General features: G+C 73.5%; 20 protein-coding genes. 18 read left to right on the top strand and 2 right to left on the bottom strand.

What is annotated here, in order from left to right:
- The first annotated feature begins 23 nt into the window (after positions 1-23).
- A complete protein-coding gene (locus EDJALFJO_RS21590; protein WP_088288423.1) occupies positions 24-656 on the top strand; it encodes a 3-oxoacid CoA-transferase subunit B in 633 nt (210 codons plus the stop codon).
- A gap of 35 nt (positions 657-691) precedes the next feature.
- Here EDJALFJO_RS21590 and EDJALFJO_RS21585 read toward each other — a convergent pair whose 3' ends face one another.
- A complete protein-coding gene (locus tag EDJALFJO_RS21585; RefSeq protein ID WP_088288354.1) occupies positions 692-1420 on the bottom strand; it encodes a GntR family transcriptional regulator in 729 nt (242 codons plus the stop codon).
- Positions 1421-1551: 131 nt separating this feature from the next.
- On the opposite strand from EDJALFJO_RS21585, the gene EDJALFJO_RS21580 reads away from it, so the two are divergent.
- From EDJALFJO_RS21580 to EDJALFJO_RS21535, 10 genes are all read left to right on the top strand, one after another.
- On the top strand, positions 1552-2640 hold the full coding sequence (locus EDJALFJO_RS21580; RefSeq protein WP_198950525.1) for an ABC transporter permease: 1089 nt from the start codon (positions 1552-1554) through the stop codon (positions 2638-2640).
- Positions 2637-3413 carry an ATP-binding cassette domain-containing protein gene (locus EDJALFJO_RS21575; RefSeq protein ID WP_088288353.1) on the top strand — a complete coding sequence of 259 codons (777 nt, stop codon included), beginning with the start codon at positions 2637-2639 and terminating at the stop codon, positions 3411-3413. The genes EDJALFJO_RS21580 and EDJALFJO_RS21575 overlap by 4 nt, the downstream gene beginning before the upstream one ends.
- Positions 3414-3525: 112 nt before the next feature.
- A complete protein-coding gene (locus tag EDJALFJO_RS21570; RefSeq protein ID WP_088288352.1) occupies positions 3526-4539 on the top strand; it encodes a sugar ABC transporter substrate-binding protein in 1014 nt (337 codons plus the stop codon).
- 91 nt (positions 4540-4630) lie between these two features.
- Positions 4631-5659 (top strand): alcohol dehydrogenase catalytic domain-containing protein, encoded by a 1029-nt coding sequence (locus tag EDJALFJO_RS21565; protein WP_088288351.1) that lies wholly within the window; start codon positions 4631-4633, stop codon positions 5657-5659.
- The gene (locus tag EDJALFJO_RS21560) at positions 5656-5982 is read left to right on the top strand and encodes a UxaA family hydrolase (protein ID WP_198950524.1); all 327 of its coding nucleotides are present in this window, start codon (positions 5656-5658) and stop codon (positions 5980-5982) included. Before EDJALFJO_RS21565 ends, EDJALFJO_RS21560 begins: the two co-directional genes overlap by 4 nt.
- The gene (locus EDJALFJO_RS21555) at positions 5979-7187 is read left to right on the top strand and encodes a UxaA family hydrolase (RefSeq protein ID WP_198950523.1); all 1209 of its coding nucleotides are present in this window, start codon (positions 5979-5981) and stop codon (positions 7185-7187) included. The genes EDJALFJO_RS21560 and EDJALFJO_RS21555 overlap by 4 nt, the downstream gene beginning before the upstream one ends.
- Positions 7184-8629 (top strand): mannitol dehydrogenase family protein, encoded by a 1446-nt coding sequence (locus EDJALFJO_RS21550; protein WP_088288419.1) that lies wholly within the window; start codon positions 7184-7186, stop codon positions 8627-8629. Before EDJALFJO_RS21555 ends, EDJALFJO_RS21550 begins: the two co-directional genes overlap by 4 nt.
- 4 nt (positions 8630-8633) lie before the next feature.
- A complete protein-coding gene (locus EDJALFJO_RS21545) occupies positions 8634-9320 on the top strand; it encodes a bifunctional 4-hydroxy-2-oxoglutarate aldolase/2-dehydro-3-deoxy-phosphogluconate aldolase (protein WP_369812565.1) in 687 nt (228 codons plus the stop codon).
- Positions 9317-10426 (top strand): sugar kinase, encoded by a 1110-nt coding sequence (locus EDJALFJO_RS21540; RefSeq protein ID WP_233149966.1) that lies wholly within the window; start codon positions 9317-9319, stop codon positions 10424-10426. The genes EDJALFJO_RS21545 and EDJALFJO_RS21540 overlap by 4 nt, the downstream gene beginning before the upstream one ends.
- A 112-nt stretch (positions 10427-10538) precedes the next feature.
- Positions 10539-11564 carry an aldose epimerase family protein gene (locus EDJALFJO_RS21535; RefSeq protein WP_158220518.1) on the top strand — a complete coding sequence of 342 codons (1026 nt, stop codon included), beginning with the start codon at positions 10539-10541 and terminating at the stop codon, positions 11562-11564.
- 14 nt (positions 11565-11578) lie between these two features.
- Here the strand turns inward: EDJALFJO_RS21535 and EDJALFJO_RS21530 are convergent, their stop codons facing one another.
- Positions 11579-12565 carry a LacI family DNA-binding transcriptional regulator gene (locus tag EDJALFJO_RS21530; RefSeq protein ID WP_088288349.1) on the bottom strand — a complete coding sequence of 329 codons (987 nt, stop codon included), beginning with the start codon at positions 12563-12565 and terminating at the stop codon, positions 11579-11581.
- A gap of 239 nt (positions 12566-12804) precedes the next feature.
- Between EDJALFJO_RS21530 and EDJALFJO_RS21525 the strand changes: the two genes are divergently transcribed.
- The 7 genes from EDJALFJO_RS21525 (at position 12805) to EDJALFJO_RS21495 (ending at position 21558) form a co-directional block, all read left to right on the top strand.
- Positions 12805-13479 (top strand): L-ribulose-5-phosphate 4-epimerase, encoded by a 675-nt coding sequence (locus EDJALFJO_RS21525; protein ID WP_088288348.1) that lies wholly within the window; start codon positions 12805-12807, stop codon positions 13477-13479.
- A gap of 8 nt (positions 13480-13487) precedes the next feature.
- On the top strand, positions 13488-15008 hold the full coding sequence (gene araA / locus EDJALFJO_RS21520; RefSeq protein WP_088288347.1) for an L-arabinose isomerase: 1521 nt from the start codon (positions 13488-13490) through the stop codon (positions 15006-15008).
- Position 15009: 1 nt separating this feature from the next.
- On the top strand, positions 15010-16590 hold the full coding sequence (locus EDJALFJO_RS21515; RefSeq protein ID WP_088288416.1) for a xylulokinase: 1581 nt from the start codon (positions 15010-15012) through the stop codon (positions 16588-16590).
- A gap of 227 nt (positions 16591-16817) precedes the next feature.
- On the top strand, positions 16818-17825 hold the full coding sequence (locus EDJALFJO_RS21510; RefSeq protein ID WP_088288346.1) for an ABC transporter substrate-binding protein: 1008 nt from the start codon (positions 16818-16820) through the stop codon (positions 17823-17825).
- A gap of 90 nt (positions 17826-17915) precedes the next feature.
- Positions 17916-19493, top strand: coding sequence for a sugar ABC transporter ATP-binding protein (locus tag EDJALFJO_RS21505; protein WP_088288345.1), 1578 nt, complete (start codon positions 17916-17918; stop codon positions 19491-19493).
- The gene (locus EDJALFJO_RS21500; RefSeq protein WP_088288344.1) at positions 19493-20548 is read left to right on the top strand and encodes an ABC transporter permease; all 1056 of its coding nucleotides are present in this window, start codon (positions 19493-19495) and stop codon (positions 20546-20548) included. Before EDJALFJO_RS21505 ends, EDJALFJO_RS21500 begins: the two co-directional genes overlap by 1 nt.
- The gene (locus EDJALFJO_RS21495) at positions 20545-21558 is read left to right on the top strand and encodes a hypothetical protein (protein ID WP_088288343.1); all 1014 of its coding nucleotides are present in this window, start codon (positions 20545-20547) and stop codon (positions 21556-21558) included. The genes EDJALFJO_RS21500 and EDJALFJO_RS21495 overlap by 4 nt, the downstream gene beginning before the upstream one ends.
- Positions 21559-21563 lie beyond the last annotated feature (5 nt).

Below are 21563 nucleotides of genomic sequence, written 5' to 3'. Positions count from 1 at the left end.
CGGCCGACCTGGACGCCGTCCCGATGACGGCACCCGGGCCGCTCGACAAGCACGCGATGGCGGCCCTGGTGGCCCGCGACATCCCGGCCGGTTCGTTCGTCAACCTCGGGATCGGGCAGCCGACGCTCGTCGCCGAGCACCTCCCGGCAGACTCCGGCGTCGTCCTGCACACCGAGAACGGCATGCTCAACATGGGCCCGGCCGCCGTCGGCGACGAGGTCGACCCGGACCTGACGAACGCCGGCAAGATCCCGGTCACCGAGCTGCCGGGGGCCGCGTACTTCCACCACGCGGACTCCTTCGCGATGATGCGCGGCGGGCACCTCGACGTCTGCGTCCTGGGGGCGTTCCAGGTCTCCGCCCGCGGGGACCTCGCCAACTGGCACACCGGTGCGCCGGACGCGATCCCGGCGGTGGGCGGGGCGATGGACCTCGCGACCGGTGCCAGGCAGGTCTTCGTGATGATGACCCTGTTCGCCAAGGACGGCACGTCCAAGCTCGTGCCGGCGTGCACCTATCCGCTCACCGGGCTGGCCTGCGTCTCCCGGCTCTACACCGACCACGCGGTCTTCGACCTCGGGCCGGACGGCGCGGTGCTGCGCGAGACGTTCGGCTGCAGCGCCCGGGCGCTCGTCGAGCGGCTCGGCCGGGGGTAGTCGCCGCAGGTCGGCGCCCGCGGCCGGCCCGGAGCTCAGGCCGTCGGCGGGATCGCGGCCTGGCCCGAGGCGAAGACGTCGTCGATCCGGCGCATCGCCGTGGTCAGGTGGGCGCGCATTGCCTCCGCCGCGGCGTCGGGGTCGCGCTGGGCGATCGCCTTGGCGATCGCGAGGTGCTCGGGCTTGGTGGCCGCGGCCTGCTGCGCGTGGTGGTAGAGCCGGTACATGTGCAGATGGCTGCGCAGGTGCCCGAGCGACTCGCGCAGCCACGGGTTGCCGGACAGCTCAGCGACCCGGTCGTGGAACGTCGCGTCGTACAGCATGTCGAGCCGGTTGGCCGCCGCGTCGTTGTTGCCGCCGCTGCCCCCGGTACGGGCGAACGCGCGCAGCGCGGCGGCCTGCTCGGCGGTCACGGCGCGCGCCGCGGCCGCCGCGGCCGCGGGCTCGACGATGAGCCGGAAGTCGATGAGCGACCTGAGCTCCTCCAGCCCGATGAGCGGCGCCACGGTGTAGCTGCGGCGCGGCTCCTTGACGACCAGACCGCCGGCCTCCATGCGTGCGAGCGCCTCCCGGACCGGGGTCGGCGAGACCCCCAGGGCGCGGGCGAGCGCCTCGATGTTCAGCCGGGAGCCGGGCTCGAACGCGTGGTTCATGAGCATGTCGACGAGGACGTCGTGCACGTCGTCGACGAGCGGCTGACGCCGCGCGAGGCGCTCGACGAACGCCGGGGCGTCCGCGGCGGGTGCGAGGTCGGGGTGCTCCACGGGTCTCCATGCTGTCGTCGCTCAGCGCATCATAGAGGACGTCTCCAGGAAGGATCCTATAGGAAATTGTCTGTTGACTCTATGGGATCGGATCGCTAACGTTCCGGCCCACCAGCACAGGAAGGGGCGACGTGGCCCGACAAGCTCCGCAGACGGCGCTCGCCGTGGCCGGCGGCAGTGCTCCCCAGGAGCCGCCCCGGGCCGCGGCGGCAGCGCGTGGGCTGACGCTCGCGCTGGCGGTCCTGCGTGCGGGACCTGCGGCGATCCTGGGCCTGCTCGTCCTCGTGCTCGGCCTGGTCTCGGACGTCTTCTGGTCGCTGGAGAACATCGGCAACGTCCTCAACCAGTCGGCCGTGATCTGCGTCCTGGCGCTCGGGCAGCTGCTCGTCGTCGTGACCCGCGGCATCGACCTGTCGGTCGGGTCGAACCTCTCGTTGAGCGCCGTCGTGGGGGCGCTCGTGTGGCAGCACCAGTCGTCCACGGTGCTCGCCGTCGCCGCGGCGCTCGCGACGGGCACGGCCGTCGGGCTGGTGAACGGCCTGCTGTTCGTCAAGGGCCGGCTGCCGCACCCGTTCATCCCCACGCTCGCGATGCTCACCGCGGCGAGCGGGCTGGCCCTCTACCTCTCCCACAGCGAGACCATCCAGGGGGCGCCGCCGCTGGTGGACGAGGTCGGTGCCGGCCGGATCGCCGCCGTCCCCGGTGGCGGCGACATCGGGTGGTTCCCGACGGCGACCTTCGTCGTCGTCGTGGTCGCCGCCCTGCTCGTCCTCGCGACCCGCGGGCTCGTCTGGGGGCGCTGGGTCTACGCGGTCGGCGGCAACCCCGAGGCCGCGGTCCGCAACGGGATCCCGGTGCCCTCGGTCCTCGTCTCCGTCTACGCCGTCTGCGGTCTGCTCGCCGGGGTGGCCGCGCTGCTGACGATGGGCCGGGCGGACGCCGGGTCACCGACGGCCGGCGCCCTGGCCGAGCTCGACGCGATCGCGGCGGTCATCATCGGCGGCGCGAGCTTCCTCGGCGGCCGCGGGACGGTGCTCAACGCGCTGACCGGCGCCTTCGTCATCGCGGTGATGCGCAACGGGCTCAACCTGCTGGGCATCGACCCGAACTGGCAGTACATGGCCACCGGCGTGGTCATCGTCGTCGCCGTCGAGCTCGACGTCGTCCGGGGGCACCTGGAGAGCCGGTTCCGCAGCCTGCAGGCGGTGAGCGCGCCGTGACCACGACCTCCGCACCGCCCGTGCTGCAGGTGCGGGACGCCGCCAAGCGCTTCGGTGCGGTCCGGGCCCTCGACGGAGTCTCCTTCGACGTCGGCCGCGGCGAGGTGGTCGCCCTGCTCGGTGACAACGGCGCCGGGAAGTCCACGCTCATCAAAGCCATCAGCGGTGTCCACCGGCTCGACTCCGGGACCGTCCTGCTCGACGGCGTCGACATCACCGCGGCGGGAGCGATGGCGGTGCGGGCGCACGGGGTGGAGACCGTCTACCAGGACCTCGCGCTCTTCGACAACCTCGACGCGGCAGCCAACTTCTTCGCCGGTCGCGAGCTGGCCGGGCCGTCCCGGATGCCGCGTGCGCTGCGGCTCATGCGGCACCGGCAGATGACCGACCGGACCCGCGAGCTGCTCGACCGCCTCCAGGTCAGCCTGCCGGACCTCGACGCCCCGGTCGCGCTCATGTCCGGCGGCCAGCGGCAGGCCGTGGCGGTCGCCCGGGCCGTGGCGTTCTCCTCGAAGCTCGTCATCCTCGACGAGCCGACGGCGGCGCTCGGCCTGCGGGAGTCGGCGCGGGTCCTCGACCTCGTCCGGCGCCTCAAGGACGACGGCGTCGCCGTGATCCTCATCTCGCACAGCATGGACCAGGTGATGGCGGTCGCCGACCGGGCCATCGTCCTGCGCCGCGGCCGGTCGGTCGGGGAGACGGTCCCCACGGCCGAGAACCACGAACGCCTGGTGGCGTGGATCGTCGGCGCCGCCGGCCACCAGACCATCTGACCCGCACCATCCGACCCGCACCGTCCGACCCGCACCGTCCGACCCGCAACGGTTCCGCCTCCACCCTGTCCGCGATCGCCCCNCCCGCCCATCACCCAGCCAGGGAGTCATCATGAGAAGCCGGAAGATCCTCGTCTCGGTGGGGGGCGCGCTCGCGCTGGCCACCGCCGGTTGCGGAGGCGGCAGCAGCGGCGCGACGCCCGCCGCCTCGTCGCAGGCCCCGTCGTCGTCCGCGTCACCGGCGGCGGAGACCTCGACCGCCGCCGCGGCCGGCCCGGTGAAGGTCGCCTTCATCACCAAGTTCCCCGTCGCCTTCTTCACCGCGATGGAGGACTCGGCGAAGGCCTGGTCCGACCAGAACGCCGGCGCCGCCGACATCTCGTACTTCTCGTGCAAGTCCCCGTCGGACGTCCCGTGCCAGACGGCACAGATCGAGGACGCCGTCGCCAAGGGCTTCCAGGCGATCGTCATCACGCCGATGGGCCCGGAGGTCGTGCCGGCGATGAACGCCGCCGCCGACAAGGGGCTCAAGGTGATCCTCGTCGACAACAACCTCGAGGCCTTCACCAAGCGGACCGCCGTCGCCGCGACGGACAACGTCAAGGGCGGCGAGGCCGCGGGCGCCTACCTGAAGTCCGTGCTCAAGTCCGGCGACACGATCGGTCTCATGGAGGGCGTCCGTGGCGTCCCCGCCCTCGACGCCCGGATCAAGGGGGTCAAGGACGCCCTGGAGGGCACCGGGGTCAAGGTGATCATCGGTGGCGCGGAGACCAAGTGCGACGCCGCGAAGGGGGCGACGGTCGCCCAGGACCTCCTGACCCGGGCCCCGAAGCTCACCGCCATCTACTCGGCCTGCGACGACCCGGCGATCGCCGCGGCGAAGGTGGCCAAGCAGAAGGGCAAGAAGGTGCTCGTCATGGGCTACGACGGCCTGCCGGACGCGGCCAAGGCGATCCAGGCCGGTGACATGCGGGCCACCATCGCCCAGTTCCCGGGGAAGATGGCGTCCCTCGGGGTCGAGGCGGCCGTCAACGCCGTCCAGGGCAAGCCCGTCGAGGCGTTCATCGACACCGGCACGGCGCTGGTCACGACGGACAACGCCGCGGACTTCCTGAAGTTCCAGTGAGCCGGGGCGGGCCCGCGGCGGCCGCCGCCGACGCTGCCGCGGGCCCGCTCCTTCGACGTCCCCCGGGGGGACCGGACGAGAGGTACGGCTCGTGCTCGCGGCAGTGCTGACAGGACCGGGACGGCTCGAGCTGGTCGAACGGCCGGAGGAGCCGGAGCCGGGCCCGGACGAGGTGCTCGTCGCCGTCCGCCGGGTCGGGATCTGCGGGACGGACTACCACGCCTACGACGGCACGCAGAACTTCATCGAGTACCCGTGCGTCCTCGGGCACGAGCTCGCCGTCGAGGTCCTGGCCGTCGGCCGTGACGTCACGCGGGTCGCGCCCGGTGACCGGTGCGCGGTGATGCCCTACCTGTCGTGCGGCGTGTGCGGCGCCTGCCGGCGCGGCCGCAGCAACTGCTGCGAGCGCATCGAGGTGCTCGGCGTGACCCGCCCGGGCGGCCTGCGGGAGCGGATGCTGCTGCCGGCGGCGCAGCTCTTCCCCGGCGACGGGCTCGCGCTGGAGCAGCTCGTCCTCGTCGAGACGCTCGGGATCGGCTGGCACGCCGTGCGGCGGGCAGACCCCGGCCCCGACGACACCGTGCTGGTCCTCGGCGCGGGACCGGTCGGGCTCGCGGTCGCGCAGGCCGCGCAGCGGACGGCGGCGCGGGTCCTGCTGGCCGACCCGGTGCCCCGGCGGGTCGGCTTCGCGGCAGGTGCCGGGCTGCGCGCCTTCGCCGTCGGCGGCGACCTCGTCGCGCGGGTCCGAGAGCACGCGGACGGTGACCTGCCCTCGGTGGTGTTCGACGCCAGCGGGAACCACGCCTCGATGGAGCGGGCGTTCGAGCTCGTCGGCCCGGGCGGCCGGCTCGTCTTCGTCGGGCACACCCGCGGCGTCGTCAGCTTCGCCAACCCGGGCTTCCACGCGCGGGAGGTGACGCTGCACGCGTCCCGCAACGCGACCGCGCAGGACTGGGAGCAGGTGCTCGCCGCCGTCCGCGACGGGTCGCTGGACGCCACCACCTGGGTCAACCACCGCAGCACGCTGACGTCCGTCGTCGACGACCTGCCCCGCCTCGCGTCGTCCCCGGGGGACGTCGTCAAGGCGGTCGTCGACCTCGGCCCCGAGGGGGCGCCGTGAGCGGGACCGCCGGGACGCCGGCCGCCGACGGGCCCTACGACCTGCTGCTGCTCGCCGCCGGCGACGACGTGGCGGTCGCCGTCCGGGACCTCGCTGCAGGGCCGTGGCGGACGTCGGACGGCCGGGTCCTGCGGACGTCCGGACCGGTCCGCCTGGGGCACAAGGTCGCGGTGCGCGACATCGCCGCCGCGGAGCACGTCGTCCGGTCGGGGATGTCCATCGGCTCGGCGACCGCCCCGGTGGCCGCCGGGGACTGGGTCCACACCCACAACCTCAGGAGCGACTACATCGTGACCTTCGCGCACCGTGGCGGTGAGGCGTGACCACGTCCCCCGCGCCGTTGCTGGGCTACCCCCGGTCCGACGGCCGGGTGGGCATCCGGGACGTCGTCGCCGTCGTCTACCTCGTCGAGTGCGCGCGCGTGGTCGCGGACGCCATCGCCGCCGGCCGCGACGACGTCCACGTCATCGGCTTCGGGGGCTGCTACCCGAGCGCCTACGCCTACCGGATGCTCGAGCAGCTCTGCACCCACCCGAACGTCGGTGCGGTGGTCCTGGTCTCCCTGGGCTGCGAGGGCTTCGACCGGGAGGCGCTCGCGCGCACCGTGGCGGCGTCCGGGCGGCCGGTGACGACGCTCGTCATCCAGGCCCTCGGCGGTACCCGGTCCACCGTCGCCCGCGGGCGGGCGTGGGTCGACGCGACCCGGGCCAGGTCGGCGCGTGGCCGGATGGTGCCGTTCGACCTGGCGGACCTCGTCGCCGGGACCATCTGCGGCGGCTCGGACGGTACGAGCGGGATCACCGCGAACCCGGTGGTGGGCCGGGTCTTCGACCGGCTCGTCGCGGCCGGGGGGACGGCGGTCTTCGAGGAGACCGGCGAGCTCATCGGGTGCGAGCACCACATGGCCGAGCGGGCCGTCACCGCGGAGCTCGGTGCGCAGATCGTCGGCCGGGTCGAGAAGGCGGCCGCGTACTACACGGCGATGGGGCACGGCAGCTTCTCGCCCGGCAACGCCGAGGGCGGGCTCACGACGCTCGAGGAGAAGTCTCTCGGGGCGTACTCGAAGTCCGGCAGCGGACCGATCCACGGCGTCGTCACGCCCGGGCAGCCGATCCCGGCGCCCGGGCTGTACCTGCTCGACGTCGTTCCCGAGGGGCCGCCGCGCTGGGGGTTCCCGAACATCAACGACAACGCCGAGATCGCCGAGCTCGTCGCCGCCGGGTCGCACGTGGTGCTGTTCACGACCGGGCGGGGCTCGGTGGTCGGGTCGGCGGTGTCGCCGGTCGTGAAGATCTGCGCCAACCCGGAGACCTACCGGCGGATGAGCGAGGACATGGACGTCGACGCCGGCCGGATCCTCGAGGGCCGGGAGGGGATCGACGACGTCGCCGACGAGGTGCTCGACCTGCTGCACGCGGTCGCCGGCGGCCGGCCCACCGCGAGCGAGGAGCTCGGTCACCGCGAGTTCGTGCTCACCTACAAGTCGAGCGAACCGACCGGGCCGGCGTGCCTCCCGACGGTGCGATGACCCGGGCACCGCGGTGGACCGGCTACGACCGCAGCCGGCTGCGGCCGACCGTCGTGCACATCGGGCCCGGCGTCTTCCACCGTGCCCACCAGGCGGTCTACTGCGACACGGTGCTGCGCACCGGTGAGCGGGTCGGGGCCGTGCACGGGATCTCGCTGCGCTCGTCCGGTGCGCGGGACGCGCTGGCGCCCAACGGTTTCGTCTACCACGTCATCGAGCGTGGCGCGGCGGAGCGGGTCCGGGCCGTCGGGTCGGTGCTCGGCATCGACGTCGCGCCCGAGGACGTCGGGGCAGCCCTGGCGGCGCTCACCGACCCCGCCGTGACGGTCGTGACCGTGACGGTCACCGAGCACGGGTACTGCGCGGTCGCGCCGGGCGGGCCGCTCGACGTCGACCGCCCGGAGGTCCGGCAGGACCTCGTGACCCCCTCGGCCCCGCGCTCGCTGCCCGGGCTGCTCGTCGAGGCCCTGCGCCTGCGGCGGGCGGCCGGAACGCCGCCGTTCACCGTCGCCTCCTGCGACAACCTGCCGGGCAACGGCAGGGCGGTCGGCCGGGTCGTCGCGGACCTCGCGGAGTGCCTCGACGCCCGGCTGGCGGAGTGGGTCCGCGGCAGCGTCGCGTTCCCGTCGTCCATGGTCGACCGGATGGTGCCGGCGACGACCGATGCCGACCGCGCCCGGCTCGCCGCCTCCGGGGTGCAGGACGCCTGGCCCGTCGTCACGGAGCCGTTCTCGCAGTGGGTGCTCGAGGACGTGTTCCCGACCGGCCGGCCGCGCTGGGAGCTCGCCGGTGTCGAGCTCGTCGCCGACGTCACGCCCTACGAGCACGCGAAGCTGCGCGTCCTCAACGCCGCGCACTCGGCGTTCGCCTACTGGGGGCTGCTCGCCGGGCACCGGTTCGTGGCACAGGCCGCGCAGGACCCGGCCCTGCTGGCCGCCGTCCGGGACCTGCTCGCCCACGAGGTGGTCCCGACGCTCGAGTGCCCGCCGGGGTGGGACCTCGCGTCCTACGCCGAGGACGTGCTGCGCCGGTTCTCGAACGCGGCGCTGCCGTACACGACGGCGAAGGTGGCCGGGGACGGCTCGCAGAAGCTCGCCGTGCGGGTGCTGCCCACGGTGCGGGCGCGCCTCGCCGCCGGGCTGGCGGCTCCGGGCTGCGCCCGGCTGCTCGCCGCCTGGGTCGTGTGCCTGGCGGGCCCCCGCGCCCCCGGCCTCGGGGTCGCGGACGCCGCCCTCCGGGCCGCCGGGCACCCGCCGGCCGGATCGGGAGGCCCGGACGCGGCGTCCGACCGGCTCCTCACCCTGCCCGGTCTGCTCGACCCCGCCGAACCCCGCGAGCGTGCGTACCTCGCGCACGTGCGCGAGGCCGTCCGCGCGCTCTGGGACGTCGCCCCGGCGCAGGCGGCGACGGCGCCCGCACCCTCGACCGTGGAAGGAAGGTAACGCCATCACCGGTCACATCAGCTCCTCCGCCGGCCCCGTCCCGCGGGGCACGGCCGACGGGTCGCTCACCGACCTGCTCGCCGGCGTCCCCGTGGTGCCCGTCGTCGTCCTCGACTCGGGCCGCGAGGTCCCCGCACTGGCGGCCGCGCTGCGTGACGGCGGGCTGCCCTGCGCCGAGGTCACCCTGCGCACCCCCGGCGCGCTGGACGCCCTGCGTGCCTTCGCCCGCGAGCCGGGCATGGTCGTCGGCGCCGGAAGTGTCAGGACCGTCGACCAGGTGGACGAGGTGGTCGACGCGGGGGCCCGGTTCGTCGTCAGTCCCGGTCTGAGCGCGCAGGTCCTCGCCCGCTGCCGCGCGCGCGGCGTGCCCGCCCTGCCGGGGGTGGCCACGGCCACCGAGATCATGCGGGCGCTCGACGCCGGCGTCGACGTCGTCAAGGTGTTCCCCGTGGGCCGGCTCGGCGGCCCCGGCGGGGTCCGCGACCTGGCGGCGCCGTTCCCGGGCCTGCGGTTCGTGCCGACCGGGGGTGTCCGGGCGGCCGACCTCGCCGAGTACCTCGCGGTCAACGCCGTGGCCGCGGTGGGCGGCAGCTGGATGGTCGCGGCGCCGCTGGTGCGCGCCGGCCGCTACGACGAGGTCCGGCGGCTCACGCAGGAGTGCGTCACGATCGCCCGCGAGGTCCGGCCGTGACCGGCGGGGCGGTGCTCGTGACCCGGCCGCCGGGCGGGTGCCGGTGGGACGCGGTGGCGCTGGGGGAGGTGATGCTCCGCCTCGACCCGGGCGAGGGCCGGATCCGGACGGCGCGGCAGCTGCGGGTCTGGGAGGGCGGCGGCGAGTACAACGTCGCCCGCGGGCTGCGCAAGTGCTTCGGGCTGCGGACGGCGGTCGTCACGGCGCTGGCGGACAACGAGGTCGGTCGCCTCGTCGAGGACCTGATCTGCACCGGAGGGGTCGACACCGCGCTGCTGCGGTGGGTGCCGTACGACGGGCTGGGGCGCTCGGTGCGCAACGGCCTCAACTTCACCGAGCGCGGCTTCGGCGTCCGGGGCGCCGTCGGTGTCTCCGACCGCGGGCACACCGCCGCCTCCCGGATGCGCCCCGAGGACGTCGACTGGGACCACCTGTTCGGCGTCGACGGGGTCCGCTGGCTGCACACCGGGGGCATCTTCGCCGCCCTCGGCGAGCACACCGCGGACGTCGCCGAGGCGGCCATGTCCGCTGCGCACCGGCACGGCACCGTCGTCTCCTTCGACCTCAACTACCGGCCCAGCCTGTGGCGCGACTTCGGCGGACCCGCACGGGCCCGGGAGGTCAACCGCCGTCTGGTGCAGCACGTCGACGTCCTCATCGGCAACGAGGAGGACTTCACCGCGGCCCTCGGCTTCGAGGTGCCGGGGGTCGACGAGAACCTCACCGACCTCGACGTCGACGCGTTCGCGACGATGATCGACGCCGTCGTCGCCGACCTGCCGCACCTGTCCGTCGTCGCGACGACGTTGCGGGAGGTGCGTTCGGCGACCCGGAACGACTGGGGCGCGGTCGCGTGGGCCGGCGGCCGGCTGCACCGGGCCACGCCACGGCCGGACCTGGAGATCCTCGACCGCGTCGGCGGCGGCGACAGCTTCGCCTCCGGACTCGTCTACGGGCTGCTGAGCGGGCTGGACGTCGCACAGGCCGTCGAGTACGGCGCCGCGCACGGCGCGCTCGCGATGACGACGCCCGGCGACACCTCGATGGCCACGCTCGCCGAGGTCCGGCGGCTCGTCGAGGGCGGGGGCGCCCGGGTCGCCCGATGAGGCGGTCCGACCGGACCGCGCGGATTCGGAACCGACTGTTGACGCAGGGCTGTTAGCGCTAACTATGCTGCCGCCTGCACCGTCGACCGCACCGACCGGAAGAGGCTGCCCCGTGGCGCACCGAGACGAGAACGAGATCGTGACCTGCTCCTCGGGCGGTGTCCTCCTGGAGACCCTGGCCACCGGGGCCCGGGTGCGGCGGCTCCGGGTCGAGGCCGGCACCGGGCCCAGGGAGGTCGTCCTGGGGCACCGGGAGGTGGCCGAGTACGCGGCGGCGGGCGACCACATGGGTGCGACGGTGGGGCGGTTCGCGAACCGGATCGCGGCGGCCCGCCTGGAGCTGGGCGGACGCTCGTACCCGCTGTCCGCGAACGAGAATGGCAACACGCTCCACGGCGGGCGGGAAGGGTTCGGGTCCCGGGTGTGGACCCTCGTGTCGTCCACGCCGGACCGGGTGGAGTACGCGCTGACGAGCCCGGACGGCGACCAGGGGTTCCCCGGTGCGGTGCATGCGACGTCCGTCTACCAGGTGCACCCGGACGGGGTCGAGCTCGAGCTGCGGGCCACCTGCGACGCGCCCACGGTCGTGAGCCTGACGAACCACGCCTACTTCAACCTGGCGGGCGGCGGCTCGATCGACGACCACGTGCTGACGGTCCCGGCCGACTCCTACACGCCGACGGACGACCTGCTCATCCCGACCGGCGAGGTCGCCCCCGTCGCCGGGACCGCGCTCGACCTGCGCGCACCGACGCGGATCGGCACGGCGGTCCGCCGACCGGACGACGACGTGCTCACCGCCCCCCGGGGGATCGACCACAACCTCGTCCCGCGCGGCGCGGGCCTGCGGGTCGTGGCCGTGCTCGAGGTGCCGGACCTGCGCCTGACCGTCCGCAGCGACGCGCCGGGCCTGCAGGTGTACACGGGCAACTTCCTCGACGGGTCCACCCGTGGGCTCGACGGGGCGCCGATCCGGCAGGGCGACGGGCTCTGCCTGGAGCCGCAGGACTTCCCGGACACCCCGAGCACGCCGGCCTTCGGGTCGAGCGAGCTGCTCCCGGGGCGGACGTGGCTGCGCAGGATCCGGTGGACCTTCGAACCGCTCGTCGCCGGCGCGCCGGCGACGGCCGGCGGGTAGCGGACGCCGAAGGGTCAGGCCCGGGCCGGCGGTGCGCTCGAGGCCCGGACGACGAGCTCGGGGCGGATCGTCGTCCGGTGCGGCCCGGTGGGCTCGTGGACGTGGCCCAGCAGGACGTCGAGCGCCGTCCGGGCCAGGGCCGCGAAGTCCTGCCGGACCGTCGTCAGCGGCGGGCGGAAGTAGGCCGACTCCGGGACGTCGTCGAAGCCGACGACGCTGACGTCCTCCGGGACCCGCCGGCCGTGCTCGCCGAGGGCCCGGAGGATGCCCAGCGCCAGGTGGTCGTTCGCGGCGAACACGGCGGTCACGTCCGGCATGCGCGCGAGGAGCTGGCCCGTCTCGAAGCCCGCGGCCGCCGTCCAGTCTGCCGGCAGCAGCGGGGGGACCTCGCGGCCCGCCTCCTCGAGCGTGCGCCGCCAGCCGTCGATCCGGCCCGTGCTGTCGAACCAGCCGGCGGGCCCGCTGACGTGCCACACCGTCTCGTGCCCGAGCCCGAGCAGGTGCTCGGTCGCGAGCCGGGCGCCGAGCGCCTGGTCGACCGAGACGACGCTGCGGTCGATGTCCGGGCCGGCGTCGATGAGGACCAGCGGCAGGTCCGGCGCGATCGACGCCAGCGCGAGGTCCGGCGTCGCCACCGGGGCGAGGATCGCGATCCCGCTGACCTGCTGCGCCAGCAGGCTGTCGACCGCCTGCGAGATCGACCGGCCGTCGAGCTCGCGCAGGCTCGCCACGCTCACCGCGAACCCGGCGTCCGCCGCGGCCTGGCCGAAGGCGGTCTGCATGGAGGCCGGCCCGTAGAGCGTCGACCCCTGGGCGATGATCCCGACCGTGTCCGAGCGCCCGGTCGCCAGCGCCCGCGCGGCCCGGTTGGGCCGGTAGCCGAGCTCCCGGATCGCCGCGAGGACGCGCAGCCTGGTGCGGTCGCTGACGTTCGGGTGGTCGTTGAGCACACGCGACACGGTCTGGTGGGAGACCCCGGCCAGCCCGGCGACGTCGGCCATGGACGGGTCGCGCGTCTGCCTCCCGCCGGTCATGCCCGACGGCCCGGGGCGGGGCGGCTCTGAGTCACGGCTGCATGATAGCCAGCCCGGTGTTAGTGCTCACCACGAGGCGCGAGCCGTCGTCATCGCATGCCCCGTGGCCGTGTGCGAAGCCTTGACCGGTCGGCGATTGCGTCTTGACGGCGGAATTGTCGAGCGCTAACAATCTGTGCGGGACGACCGACGCTGGACGGAGTGGCATGAGCGTGATCGCGGACGTCGCGGCGACCGTGGCGCGGCTGCGGGCCGAGGTGTCGGCCCTGCACGCGGAGCTGCCGCGCTACGGCCTCGTCGTGTGGACGGCAGGCAACGTGTCGGCCCGGGTGCCGGGGGCCGACCTGCTCGTCATCAAGCCGTCCGGGGTGTCGTACGACGAGCTCTCGGCGGACGCCATGGTCGTGACCGACCTCGACGGCGTCCTCGTCGACGGCGGGCGGACGCCCTCGTCCGACACCGCGGCGCACGCCTACGTCTACAAGCACCTGCCGCAGGTCGGCGGCGTCGTCCACACCCACTCGACGTACGCGACCGCCTGGGCGGCGCGCGGCGAGCCGGTGCCGTGCGTCCTCACGATGGCGGCGGACGAGTTCGGCGGCGACATCCCGGTCGGGCCCTTCGCGCTGATCGGCGACGACTCGATCGGGCGCGGCATCGTCGAGACCCTGCGCGCGAGCCGCTCCCCGGCCGTCCTCATGCGCAACCACGGGGTCTTCACCATCGGTGCGACCGCCAGGGCCGCGGTCAAGGCCGCCGTGATGTGCGAGGACGTGGCCCGGACCGTGCACGTCGCGCGGCAGCTCGGCGAGCCGCTGCCGATCGACCAGAGCGACATCGACTCGCTGTACACCCGCTATCAGAACGTCTACGGACGCTAGGAGCCGTCGTGTCCCAGGCAAAGACGCCGAACAAGACCGTGTGGTTCGTGACCGGCAGCCAGGCGCTGTACGGGCCCGAGACGCTCGAGCAGGTCGCCGAGCAGTCGCGGCAGGTGGTCCGGCAGCTCGCCGACGGGCTGCAGGCCCCGGTCGAGCTGGTCTGGAAGCCGGTCGTCCTCACCGCCGACCAGATCCGGCGCACGCTGCTGGACGCCACGTCGGACGACGACTGCGTCGGGGTTGTCGTCTGGATGCACACCTTCTCGCCGGCGAAGATGTGGATCGCCGGCTTCGAGGTGCTGCACAAGCCGCTGCTGCACCTGCACACCCAGGCCAACCAGTCGCTGCCGTGGTCGACCATCGACATGGACTTCATGAACCTCAACCAGGCGGCCCACGGCGACCGTGAGCTCGCGCACCTCGCGGCCCGCGCCAACGTCGCACGCACGATCGTCGTGGGTCACCCGACGAGCCCCGCGGTGGCCGCCAAGGTCACCGACTGGGCGCGGGCCGCCCTGGGGTGGCACACGATGCGGACCCTGCGGCTGGCCCGGTTCGGCGACAACATGCGCTTCGTCGCCGTCACCGACGGCGACAAGACCGGCGCCCAGCTCGCGCTGGGGATGTCGGTCGAGCAGTACGGCGTCAACAGCCTCGTCGACGCCGTCGCCGAGGTGGCCGACGCGGACGCGGAAGCTCTCACCGCGGAGTACGAGGAGCTGTACGACGTCGCGCCCGAGCTGCGCCGCGGCGGGGACCGGCACGAGAGCCTCGTCTACGGCGCGAAGATCGAGATCGCCCTGCGGCACCTGCTCACGGCCGGCGGCTTCGGCGCCTTCACGAGCAACTTCGAGGACCTCGGCGGCCTGCGCCAGCTTCCCGGCCTGGCCGTGCAGCGGTTGATGGCCGACGGGTACGGCTTCGGCGGCGAGGGCGACTGGAAGACCTCCGCGCTGCTCGCGACGATGAAGGCGATGACGACGCCCGGCGGCGGTACCTCCTTCATGGAGGACTACACGTACCACTTCGGGCCGGGGCCGGAGCGCGTCCTCGGGGCCCACATGCTCGAGGTCTGCCCCTCGATCGCCGACGGCACGCCCCGCATCGAGATCCACCCCCTGGGCATCGGCGGCCGTGAGGACCCGGTCCGGATGGTCTTCACCGGCCGGCCGGGTCCGGGCCGCGTCGTGTGCCTGGTCGACCTCGGCGACCGGTTCCGGTTCGTCGCCAACGAGATCACCGTCGTCGCCCCGGACGAGTCGCTGCCGAACCTGCCCGTCGCGCGTGCGGTCTGGGAGCCGGCGCCGGACCTCGCGACCTCCGCCGAGGCGTGGATGCTCGCCGCCGGCAGCCACCACACCGTCCTCACCACGGACGTCCCGCTCGCCGCCGTCGAGCACCTGGCGCGGATGGCTGCCTCGGAGCTCGTGGTCATCGACGGCGGGACGACGATCCGTCGGCACCGCGCCGACCTCGAGGCGGGTGCCGCGTACCACCGGCTCGCGGCCGGGCTCACCGGAGGCCGGTGACATGTCCCGCGACGTGATCGCCGGCGGTCGCGCGGTGCTGGGCATCGAGCTCGGCTCCACGCGGATCAAGGCCTGCCTCGTCGACGACGGCGGCGCCGTGCTGGCCACCGGCAGCCACCAGTGGGAGAGCAGCCTCGTCGACGGCGTGTGGAGCTACTCCCTCGACGAGGTCTGGGCGGGCCTGCAGGACTGCTACGCCTCGCTCGCGGCGCAGACCGAGCGCCTCTTCGGCGTGCGCCCCTCGACCTACCGGGCGATCGGCGTCTCGGCCATGATGCACGGCTACCTGGCGTTCGGGGCCGACGACGAGCTGCTCGTCCCGTTCCGCACCTGGCGCAACACCTCGACCGGGCCGGCCGCGGCACGGCTCACGCAGGCCCTCGGGCAGAACATCCCGATGCGCTGGTCGGTGGCGCACCTGTTCCAGGCGGTCCTGGACGGCGAGCCGCACCTCGCGGACCTGACCCGGTTGACCACCCTGGCCGGCTACGTGCACGAGCGGCTGACCGGGCGCCGGGTCCTCGGCGTGGGGGACGCCTCGGGGATGTTCCCGGTGGACCCCGTCACGTGCACCTACGACGCCGCCATGCTCTCCGCGACGGACCGCCTGCTGGCGTCGCGCGGGGACCTGCCGCCGCTCGTCGCCCTCCTGCCCGAGGTCCTCCCGGCCGGCCGGCCGGCGGGCACGCTCACCGCGGAGGGGGCCCGGCTCCTCGACCCCGGCGGCGCGCTGCGGCCCGGTGCGCCGCTGTGCCCGCCGGAGGGTGACGCGGGGACGGGCATGGTCGCCACCAACGCCGTGAACCCCCGGACGGCCAACGTGTCGGTGGGGACGAGCATCTTCGCCATGGTCGTCCTCGACGCCCCCTTGCCCGGCGCCGAGGAAGCGATCGACGTCGTCACCACACCGGCCGGGCTGCCGGTCGCGATGGTCCACTGCAACAACGGTGCCCACGAGATCGGCGTCTGGACGGGGCTGTTCACCGACTTCGCCGCGGCGCTCGGCCTCGACGTGGAGGCGGACCGGATCTACGCCGCACTGCTGCGCACGGCGCTCGACGGCGAGCCCGACGCCGGTGGCGTGCTGTCCTACAACTACCTCGCCGGTGAACCGGTCACCGGGCTGGCGGCGGGCCGGCCGCTCGTCGTCCGGACCCCCGACGCGCGGTTCACGCTGGCCAACGTCATGCGTTCCCAGGTCTACGCGTCCTTCGCCACGCTCGCACTCGGCATGCGCCTGCTGCGCACCCGTGGCGTCAAGGTCGCCGTGATGCATGCCCACGGCGGCCTGTTCCGCACCGAGGGCGTCGCGCAGCGGCTCCTCGCCGCCTCGATCGACACCCCCGTGTCCGTCGCGCAGACCTCCGGCGAAGGCGGGGCCTGGGGGATCGCGCTGCTCGCCGGCTACCTGCGGCACGCGGCGGTGACCGACCTCGGGACGTACCTCGACGAGCAGGTCTTCGGGGCCTCCTCCGGCAGCGTCGTCGCGCCCGACCCGCGGGACGTCGCCGGGTTCGCCGAGTTCCTCGCGCGCTTCGAGGCGGGCCTGGAGGTCGAGCGCGCCGCCGTCCGGGCGCTCTAGAACATCTGCTTGTGAGCCGTCACATCCTGGATGTGACGGCTCACAAGCAGGTGTCCTGAGCACGGAAACCTGCGCAGGAGAGCACGAATCTGTTACCGAAGTGTTACCGCGAACAATCTGCCCGACGGTCAAATGTGAAGGCTAACATTCGGCAGACGCCGAGCGCGTCAGACGTTCGCCCAGAAGGCAGTCCGGCATCGAGGCCGGCGTGACCAGGAGGTTCCACAATGAAGGTGAAGCTCTTGTCGGGAGTCGCGACCGTGGCCGTCCTGGCCCTGGCGCTGACGGGCTGCGGCGGGGGGTCCTCCAGCGGCGGCACGTCCGCCGGCGGCGCGTCCGACGGTGGGTCGGCCGCGGCCAAGACCATCAAGGTCGGGTTCGCCCAGACCGGCTCCGAGTCGGGGTGGCGGGCCGCCAACACGAAGTCGATGAAGGAGGCCTTCTCGAAGGAGAAGGGCTTCGACCTCGTCTTCAACGCGGCGGACAACGACCCCGCTGCGCAGATCGCCGCCGTCCGCAGCTTCATCAGCCAGGGCGTCGACGCCATCGTCATCGCGCCCATCGTCTCGGACGGCTGGGACGACGTCCTCAAGGAGGCGCAGTCGGCGAAGATCCCCGTGATCCTCGAGGACCGCACGGTCAGCGCCTCGCCAGACCTGTACGCCGCGTGGGTCGGCGACGACTTCAAGGCCGAGGGCGAGACGGCCGGCAAGTGGGCCGCGTCGACGCTCGGCACGGCCGACACGAACATGGTCGTCCTCGAGGGCACGACCGGCTCGGCGCCGGCCAACGACCGCGCCGAGGGGTTCGCCTCCGCGATCGCGGGCACGAAGATCAAGACGATCGCGAGCCAGACGGGCGACTTCACCCGTGACGGCGGCAAGAAGGTCATGGAGGGCTTCCTCCAGAAGTACGGCGTCAAGGGGATCAACCTCGTCTACGCGCACAACGACGACATGGCGCTCGGCGCGATCGAGGCCATCGAGGCGGCGGGCGGCAAGCCGGGCACGGACATCAAGATCGTGTCCATCGACGCCGTCCGCGACGGGATGCAGGCGCTCATCGACGGGAAGATCAACTACATCGTCGAGTGCAACCCGCTCCTCGGCGACCAGGCTGCCGAGCTGGTGAAGAAGGTCGTCGCCGGCGAGCCGGTGGAGAAGGTCCAGTTCGCCAAGGACAGCGCGTTCGACAAGGACGCCGCGGTGGCGGCCTTGCCGACCCGGGCCTACTGACCCGACCGGACCGACCGTTCGCAAGGCCCGCCCGGCGCCGGCACACCGGCGCCGGGTGGGCCGCTCCACGACCAGCTGGAGGCTCCGCGCATGTCCCCGACGAACCCGCCGCTGCAGGCCCGGCCCACGGAGCGGGACACCGTGATCGAGATGAGCGGCATCACGGTGCAGTTCCCCGGCGTCCTGGCGCTCGACGGGGTCGACCTGCGGCTGCGGCGCGGCGAGGTGCACGCCCTGCTCGGTGAGAACGGGGCCGGGAAGTCCACCCTCATCAAGGCACTGACCGGGGTGCAGGGCATCGACGCCGGCAGCATCGCGGTCGACGGCGTCGGCCGGACCTTCGCCTCGACGGCGGACGCGGAGCGCGCCGGGATCGCCACCGTGTACCAGGAGGTGAACCTCTGCCCCAACCTGTCGGTCGGCGAGAACATCACCCTCGGGCACGAGCCCCGTCGCCGCGGCCGCATCGACTGGCGTGCCGCGCACGAGTCGGCGCTCGGCCACCTGCGCCGCTTCGGGCTCGACGTCGACCCCCGCTCGACCCTCGACAGCCATCCGCTCGCCGTCAGGCAGCTCGTGGCGATCTGCCGCGCGATGGTCCTCGACGCCCGCGTCCTCATCCTCGACGAACCGACCTCGAGCCTGGACCGCGGAGAGGTGGAGCGGCTGTTCACAGTCGTCCGGGACCTGCGCGACCAGGGCGTCGCCGTCGTCTTCATCAGCCACTTCCTCGACCAGGTGTACGAGATCTGCGACCGCATCACCGTGCTGCGCAACGGCCGGCTGGTCGGGGAGTACCTGGCGGACGAGCTGCCGCGCGGCGAGCTCGTGAGCAAGATGATCGGTCGCGAGCTCGAGGAGCTCGAGACGATCGCCCGCAGCGCCGCCCGAGTCGTCGACCGGACCCCGCCGCCGGTGCTCCGGGCCACCGGGATCGGGCGCGCCGGCTCGCTGGAACCGGTCGACGTCGACGTGTACGCCGGCGAGGTCGTCGGGCTGGCCGGGCTGCTCGGTTCCGGGCGGACCGAGCTCGCGCGCCTGCTGGCCGGCGCCGACACCACGACCAGCGGGACGATCGAGGTGCGCGGTGAGCCGGTGCGCCTGTCGACCCCGCGCCAGGCGATGCTCCAGGGGATCGCCTTCTCGTCCGAGGACCGCCGGGGCGAGGGAGTGGTCGGCGACCTGACCGTCGCCGAGAACATCCTGCTCGGTCTGCAGGCCCGCCGCGGCTGGCTCCGGCCGCTGCGCCGGTCCGAGCGGACCGCCGTCGTCGCCGAGTACATGCAGGCGCTCGGCGTCCGGCCCGCGGACCCGGACATGCTGGTGCGCAACCTGTCCGGCGGCAACCAGCAGAAGGTGCTGCTCGGCCGGTGGCTCGCCACGGCGCCGGAGCTGCTCATCCTCGACGAGCCGACGCGCGGCATCGACGTCGGGGCGAAGGCCGACATCCAGCGGAAGGTGGCGGAGCTCGCCGACCGCGGCCTGTCCGTACTGTTCATCTCCTCCGAGCTCGAGGAAGTGCTTCGATTGGCCCAGCGGATCGTGGTCATGCGTGACCGGCGGCGGATCGGTGCGGTGGACTCCCGCGAGACCGACATCGACGGTCTCGTCGCGTTCATGGCACATGCCGGCCGGCCCGGCGCGGGGGATCCGGAGGAGGTCCGGTGATGGCCCGGACGGTGCACCACCGCCTCTTCTGGCCGGTGCTCTCGCTGCTCGCGCTCGTCGTGCTGAACGCCGCCGTCCGGCCCAGCTTCATCCGGGTCGCCGTGCGGGACGGGCACCTCTACGGCGCCCTCGTCGACATCCTGCGGCAGAGCGCGCCGCTCATGATGGTCGCGCTGGGGATGACGCTGGTCATCGCCACCCGCGGCATCGACCTGTCGGTCGGGGCGGTGATGGCCGTCTCCGGCGCGGTCGCGCTGACCCTCATCGACCGCTCCGCCGACCCCGGTGACGTCGGCACGGTCATCGTCGCGATCGCTGCGGGCGTCGGGATCGGCGTGGTCCTCGGCATGTGGAACGGGTTCCTCGTGACCGTCCTGCGCGTCCAGCCGATCGTCGCCACCCTCGTGCTCATGCTGGCCGGCCGCGGTGTCGCCCTGCTCGTCACCGGCGGGTTCATCACCACCGTGGTGAGCCCGCCGCTGAAGTTCGTCGCGAGCGGCTACCTGCTGGGCCTGCCCTTCGCCCTGTTCCTGTCGGCGTCCGCGATCGCCGTCGTCGCCCTGGTCGAGCGGCGCACCGCCCTGGGGCTGCTCACCGAGGCGGTGGGGATCAACCCCGAGGCGAGCCGGCTGGCCGGCGTCCGCTCCCGCGGCATCGTCTTCACGGCCTACGTGGCCAGCGGCGCGCTCGCCGGGCTCGCGGGCATCCTCTACAGCTCGAACATCATGGCTGCGGACGCGAACGCCGCCGGGGAGTTCATCGAGCTCTACGCGATCCTGGCCGTCGTCCTGGGCCGCACGTCCCTGCTGGGCGGCAAGTTCAGCATCGCCGGCACCGTGGTCGGCGTCCTCGTCATCCAGACCCTGCAGTCGACGGTGCTCTTCCTCGGCGTCTCGTCCGCCCAGAGCCCGGTCTTCTTCGCGGTCGTCGTCGCGGTCGTCGTGCTCGTCCAGTCCCCGCAGCTGCACAGCCGGGTCCGCCGGCTGTCCGGCCGACGGCGCAGGGCAGTCCCCGCCCCCGAGAAGCCCGCCCGAGACGTGGAGGTGTCCGCATGACGACCCTCGAGCCCCCGGTCGTCGCCCGCCCGACGGCAGGGCTCTCCCGCCTGGTCGACCGGCACGCGTCGGCGCTGCCGACCGCGGCCGCGGTCGGCATCCTCGCCCTGCTGCTCGTCGGCGCGCAGGTCTACTTCGGCAACTTCCTCACGCCGCGCAACCTGTCGGCCCTGCTGCTGGACCACGCCTACCTGATCATCCTCGCGGTCGGGATGACCCTGGTCATCCTCACCGGTGGGATCGACCTGTCGGTGGGCTCGGTGCTCGCGTTCACCGGGATCCTCGGGGCGAGGATGCTGGCGTCCGGCCTGTCGCCGGCCGTCGTCGTCCCCGTGATGATCCTCGGCGGCGCGGCCATCGGCCTCATGATCGGCGTCCTCGTCCAGTACTTCGACGTCCAGCCGTTCATCGCCTCGCTGGCAGGCCTGTTCCTGGCCCGGGGGCTCGCCTTCGTCGTCAGCCTGCAGTCCGTCAAGGTGCAGAGCTCCTCGATCCTGTGGCTGCAGTCCACCCGGTTCGGGGTCGGCGACTGGTACATCACCCCCACCGGGATCATCGCCGTCGTCGTGCTGGCGGCGGGGGCGTTCACCCTGGCCTACACCCGGTTCGGGCGCACCGTCTACGCCATCGGCGGCGACGAGCAGTCGGCACGCCTCATGGGCCTCGACGTGGCCCGGACCAGGGTGCTGGTCTACGTGGTGAGCGGGGCCTGCAGCGGTCTCGGCGGCCTGGTGCTCACCGCCTACTCCGGTGCGGGGTACCCGCGCAACGGCATCGGCACAGAGCTGGACGTCATCGCCGCCGTGGTCATCGGCGGGACCCTGCTGAGCGGCGGGGTCGGGTACGTCCTCGGATCCCTGGTCGGTGTGCTCGTGTATGGCACCATCAAGACCATCATCTCGTTCAAGGGGGCCGAGCAATCCTGGACCCAGATCACCATCGGGATGCTGCTGCTGGTCTTCATCGTGATCCAGCAGGTGATCGTCGTGCGATCGGCCCGGCGACGCTAGAGCGC

The organism is Kineosporia sp. A_224 (assembly GCF_002198655.1).
GTDB lineage: Bacteria > Actinomycetota > Actinomycetes > Actinomycetales > Kineosporiaceae > R-H-3.
The sequence above is the reverse complement of the archived record's forward strand: the minus strand, read 5'-3'. Positions and strand labels throughout refer to the sequence as shown.

What these genes read in the sequence shown, in the direction of transcription:
- EDJALFJO_RS21590 (WP_088288423.1), top strand. Translation starts at nt 24, where the DNA reads ATGACGGCACCCGGGCCGCTCGACAAGCACGCGATGGCGGCCCTGGTG.
- EDJALFJO_RS21525 (WP_088288348.1), top strand. Translation starts at nt 12,805, where the DNA reads ATGAGCGTGATCGCGGACGTCGCGGCGACCGTGGCGCGGCTGCGGGCC.
- EDJALFJO_RS21570 (WP_088288352.1), top strand. Translation starts at nt 3,526, where the DNA reads ATGAGAAGCCGGAAGATCCTCGTCTCGGTGGGGGGCGCGCTCGCGCTG.
- EDJALFJO_RS21510 (WP_088288346.1), top strand. Translation starts at nt 16,818, where the DNA reads ATGAAGGTGAAGCTCTTGTCGGGAGTCGCGACCGTGGCCGTCCTGGCC.
- EDJALFJO_RS21530 (WP_088288349.1), bottom strand. Translation starts at nt 12,565, where the DNA reads ATGGCCGACGTCGCCGGGCTGGCCGGGGTCTCCCACCAGACCGTGTCG.
- EDJALFJO_RS21495 (WP_088288343.1), top strand. Translation starts at nt 20,545, where the DNA reads ATGACGACCCTCGAGCCCCCGGTCGTCGCCCGCCCGACGGCAGGGCTC.
- EDJALFJO_RS21550 (WP_088288419.1), top strand. Translation starts at nt 7,184, where the DNA reads ATGACCCGGGCACCGCGGTGGACCGGCTACGACCGCAGCCGGCTGCGG.
- EDJALFJO_RS21505 (WP_088288345.1), top strand. Translation starts at nt 17,916, where the DNA reads ATGTCCCCGACGAACCCGCCGCTGCAGGCCCGGCCCACGGAGCGGGAC.
- EDJALFJO_RS21515 (WP_088288416.1), top strand. Translation starts at nt 15,010, where the DNA reads ATGTCCCGCGACGTGATCGCCGGCGGTCGCGCGGTGCTGGGCATCGAG.
- EDJALFJO_RS21500 (WP_088288344.1), top strand. Translation starts at nt 19,493, where the DNA reads ATGGCCCGGACGGTGCACCACCGCCTCTTCTGGCCGGTGCTCTCGCTG.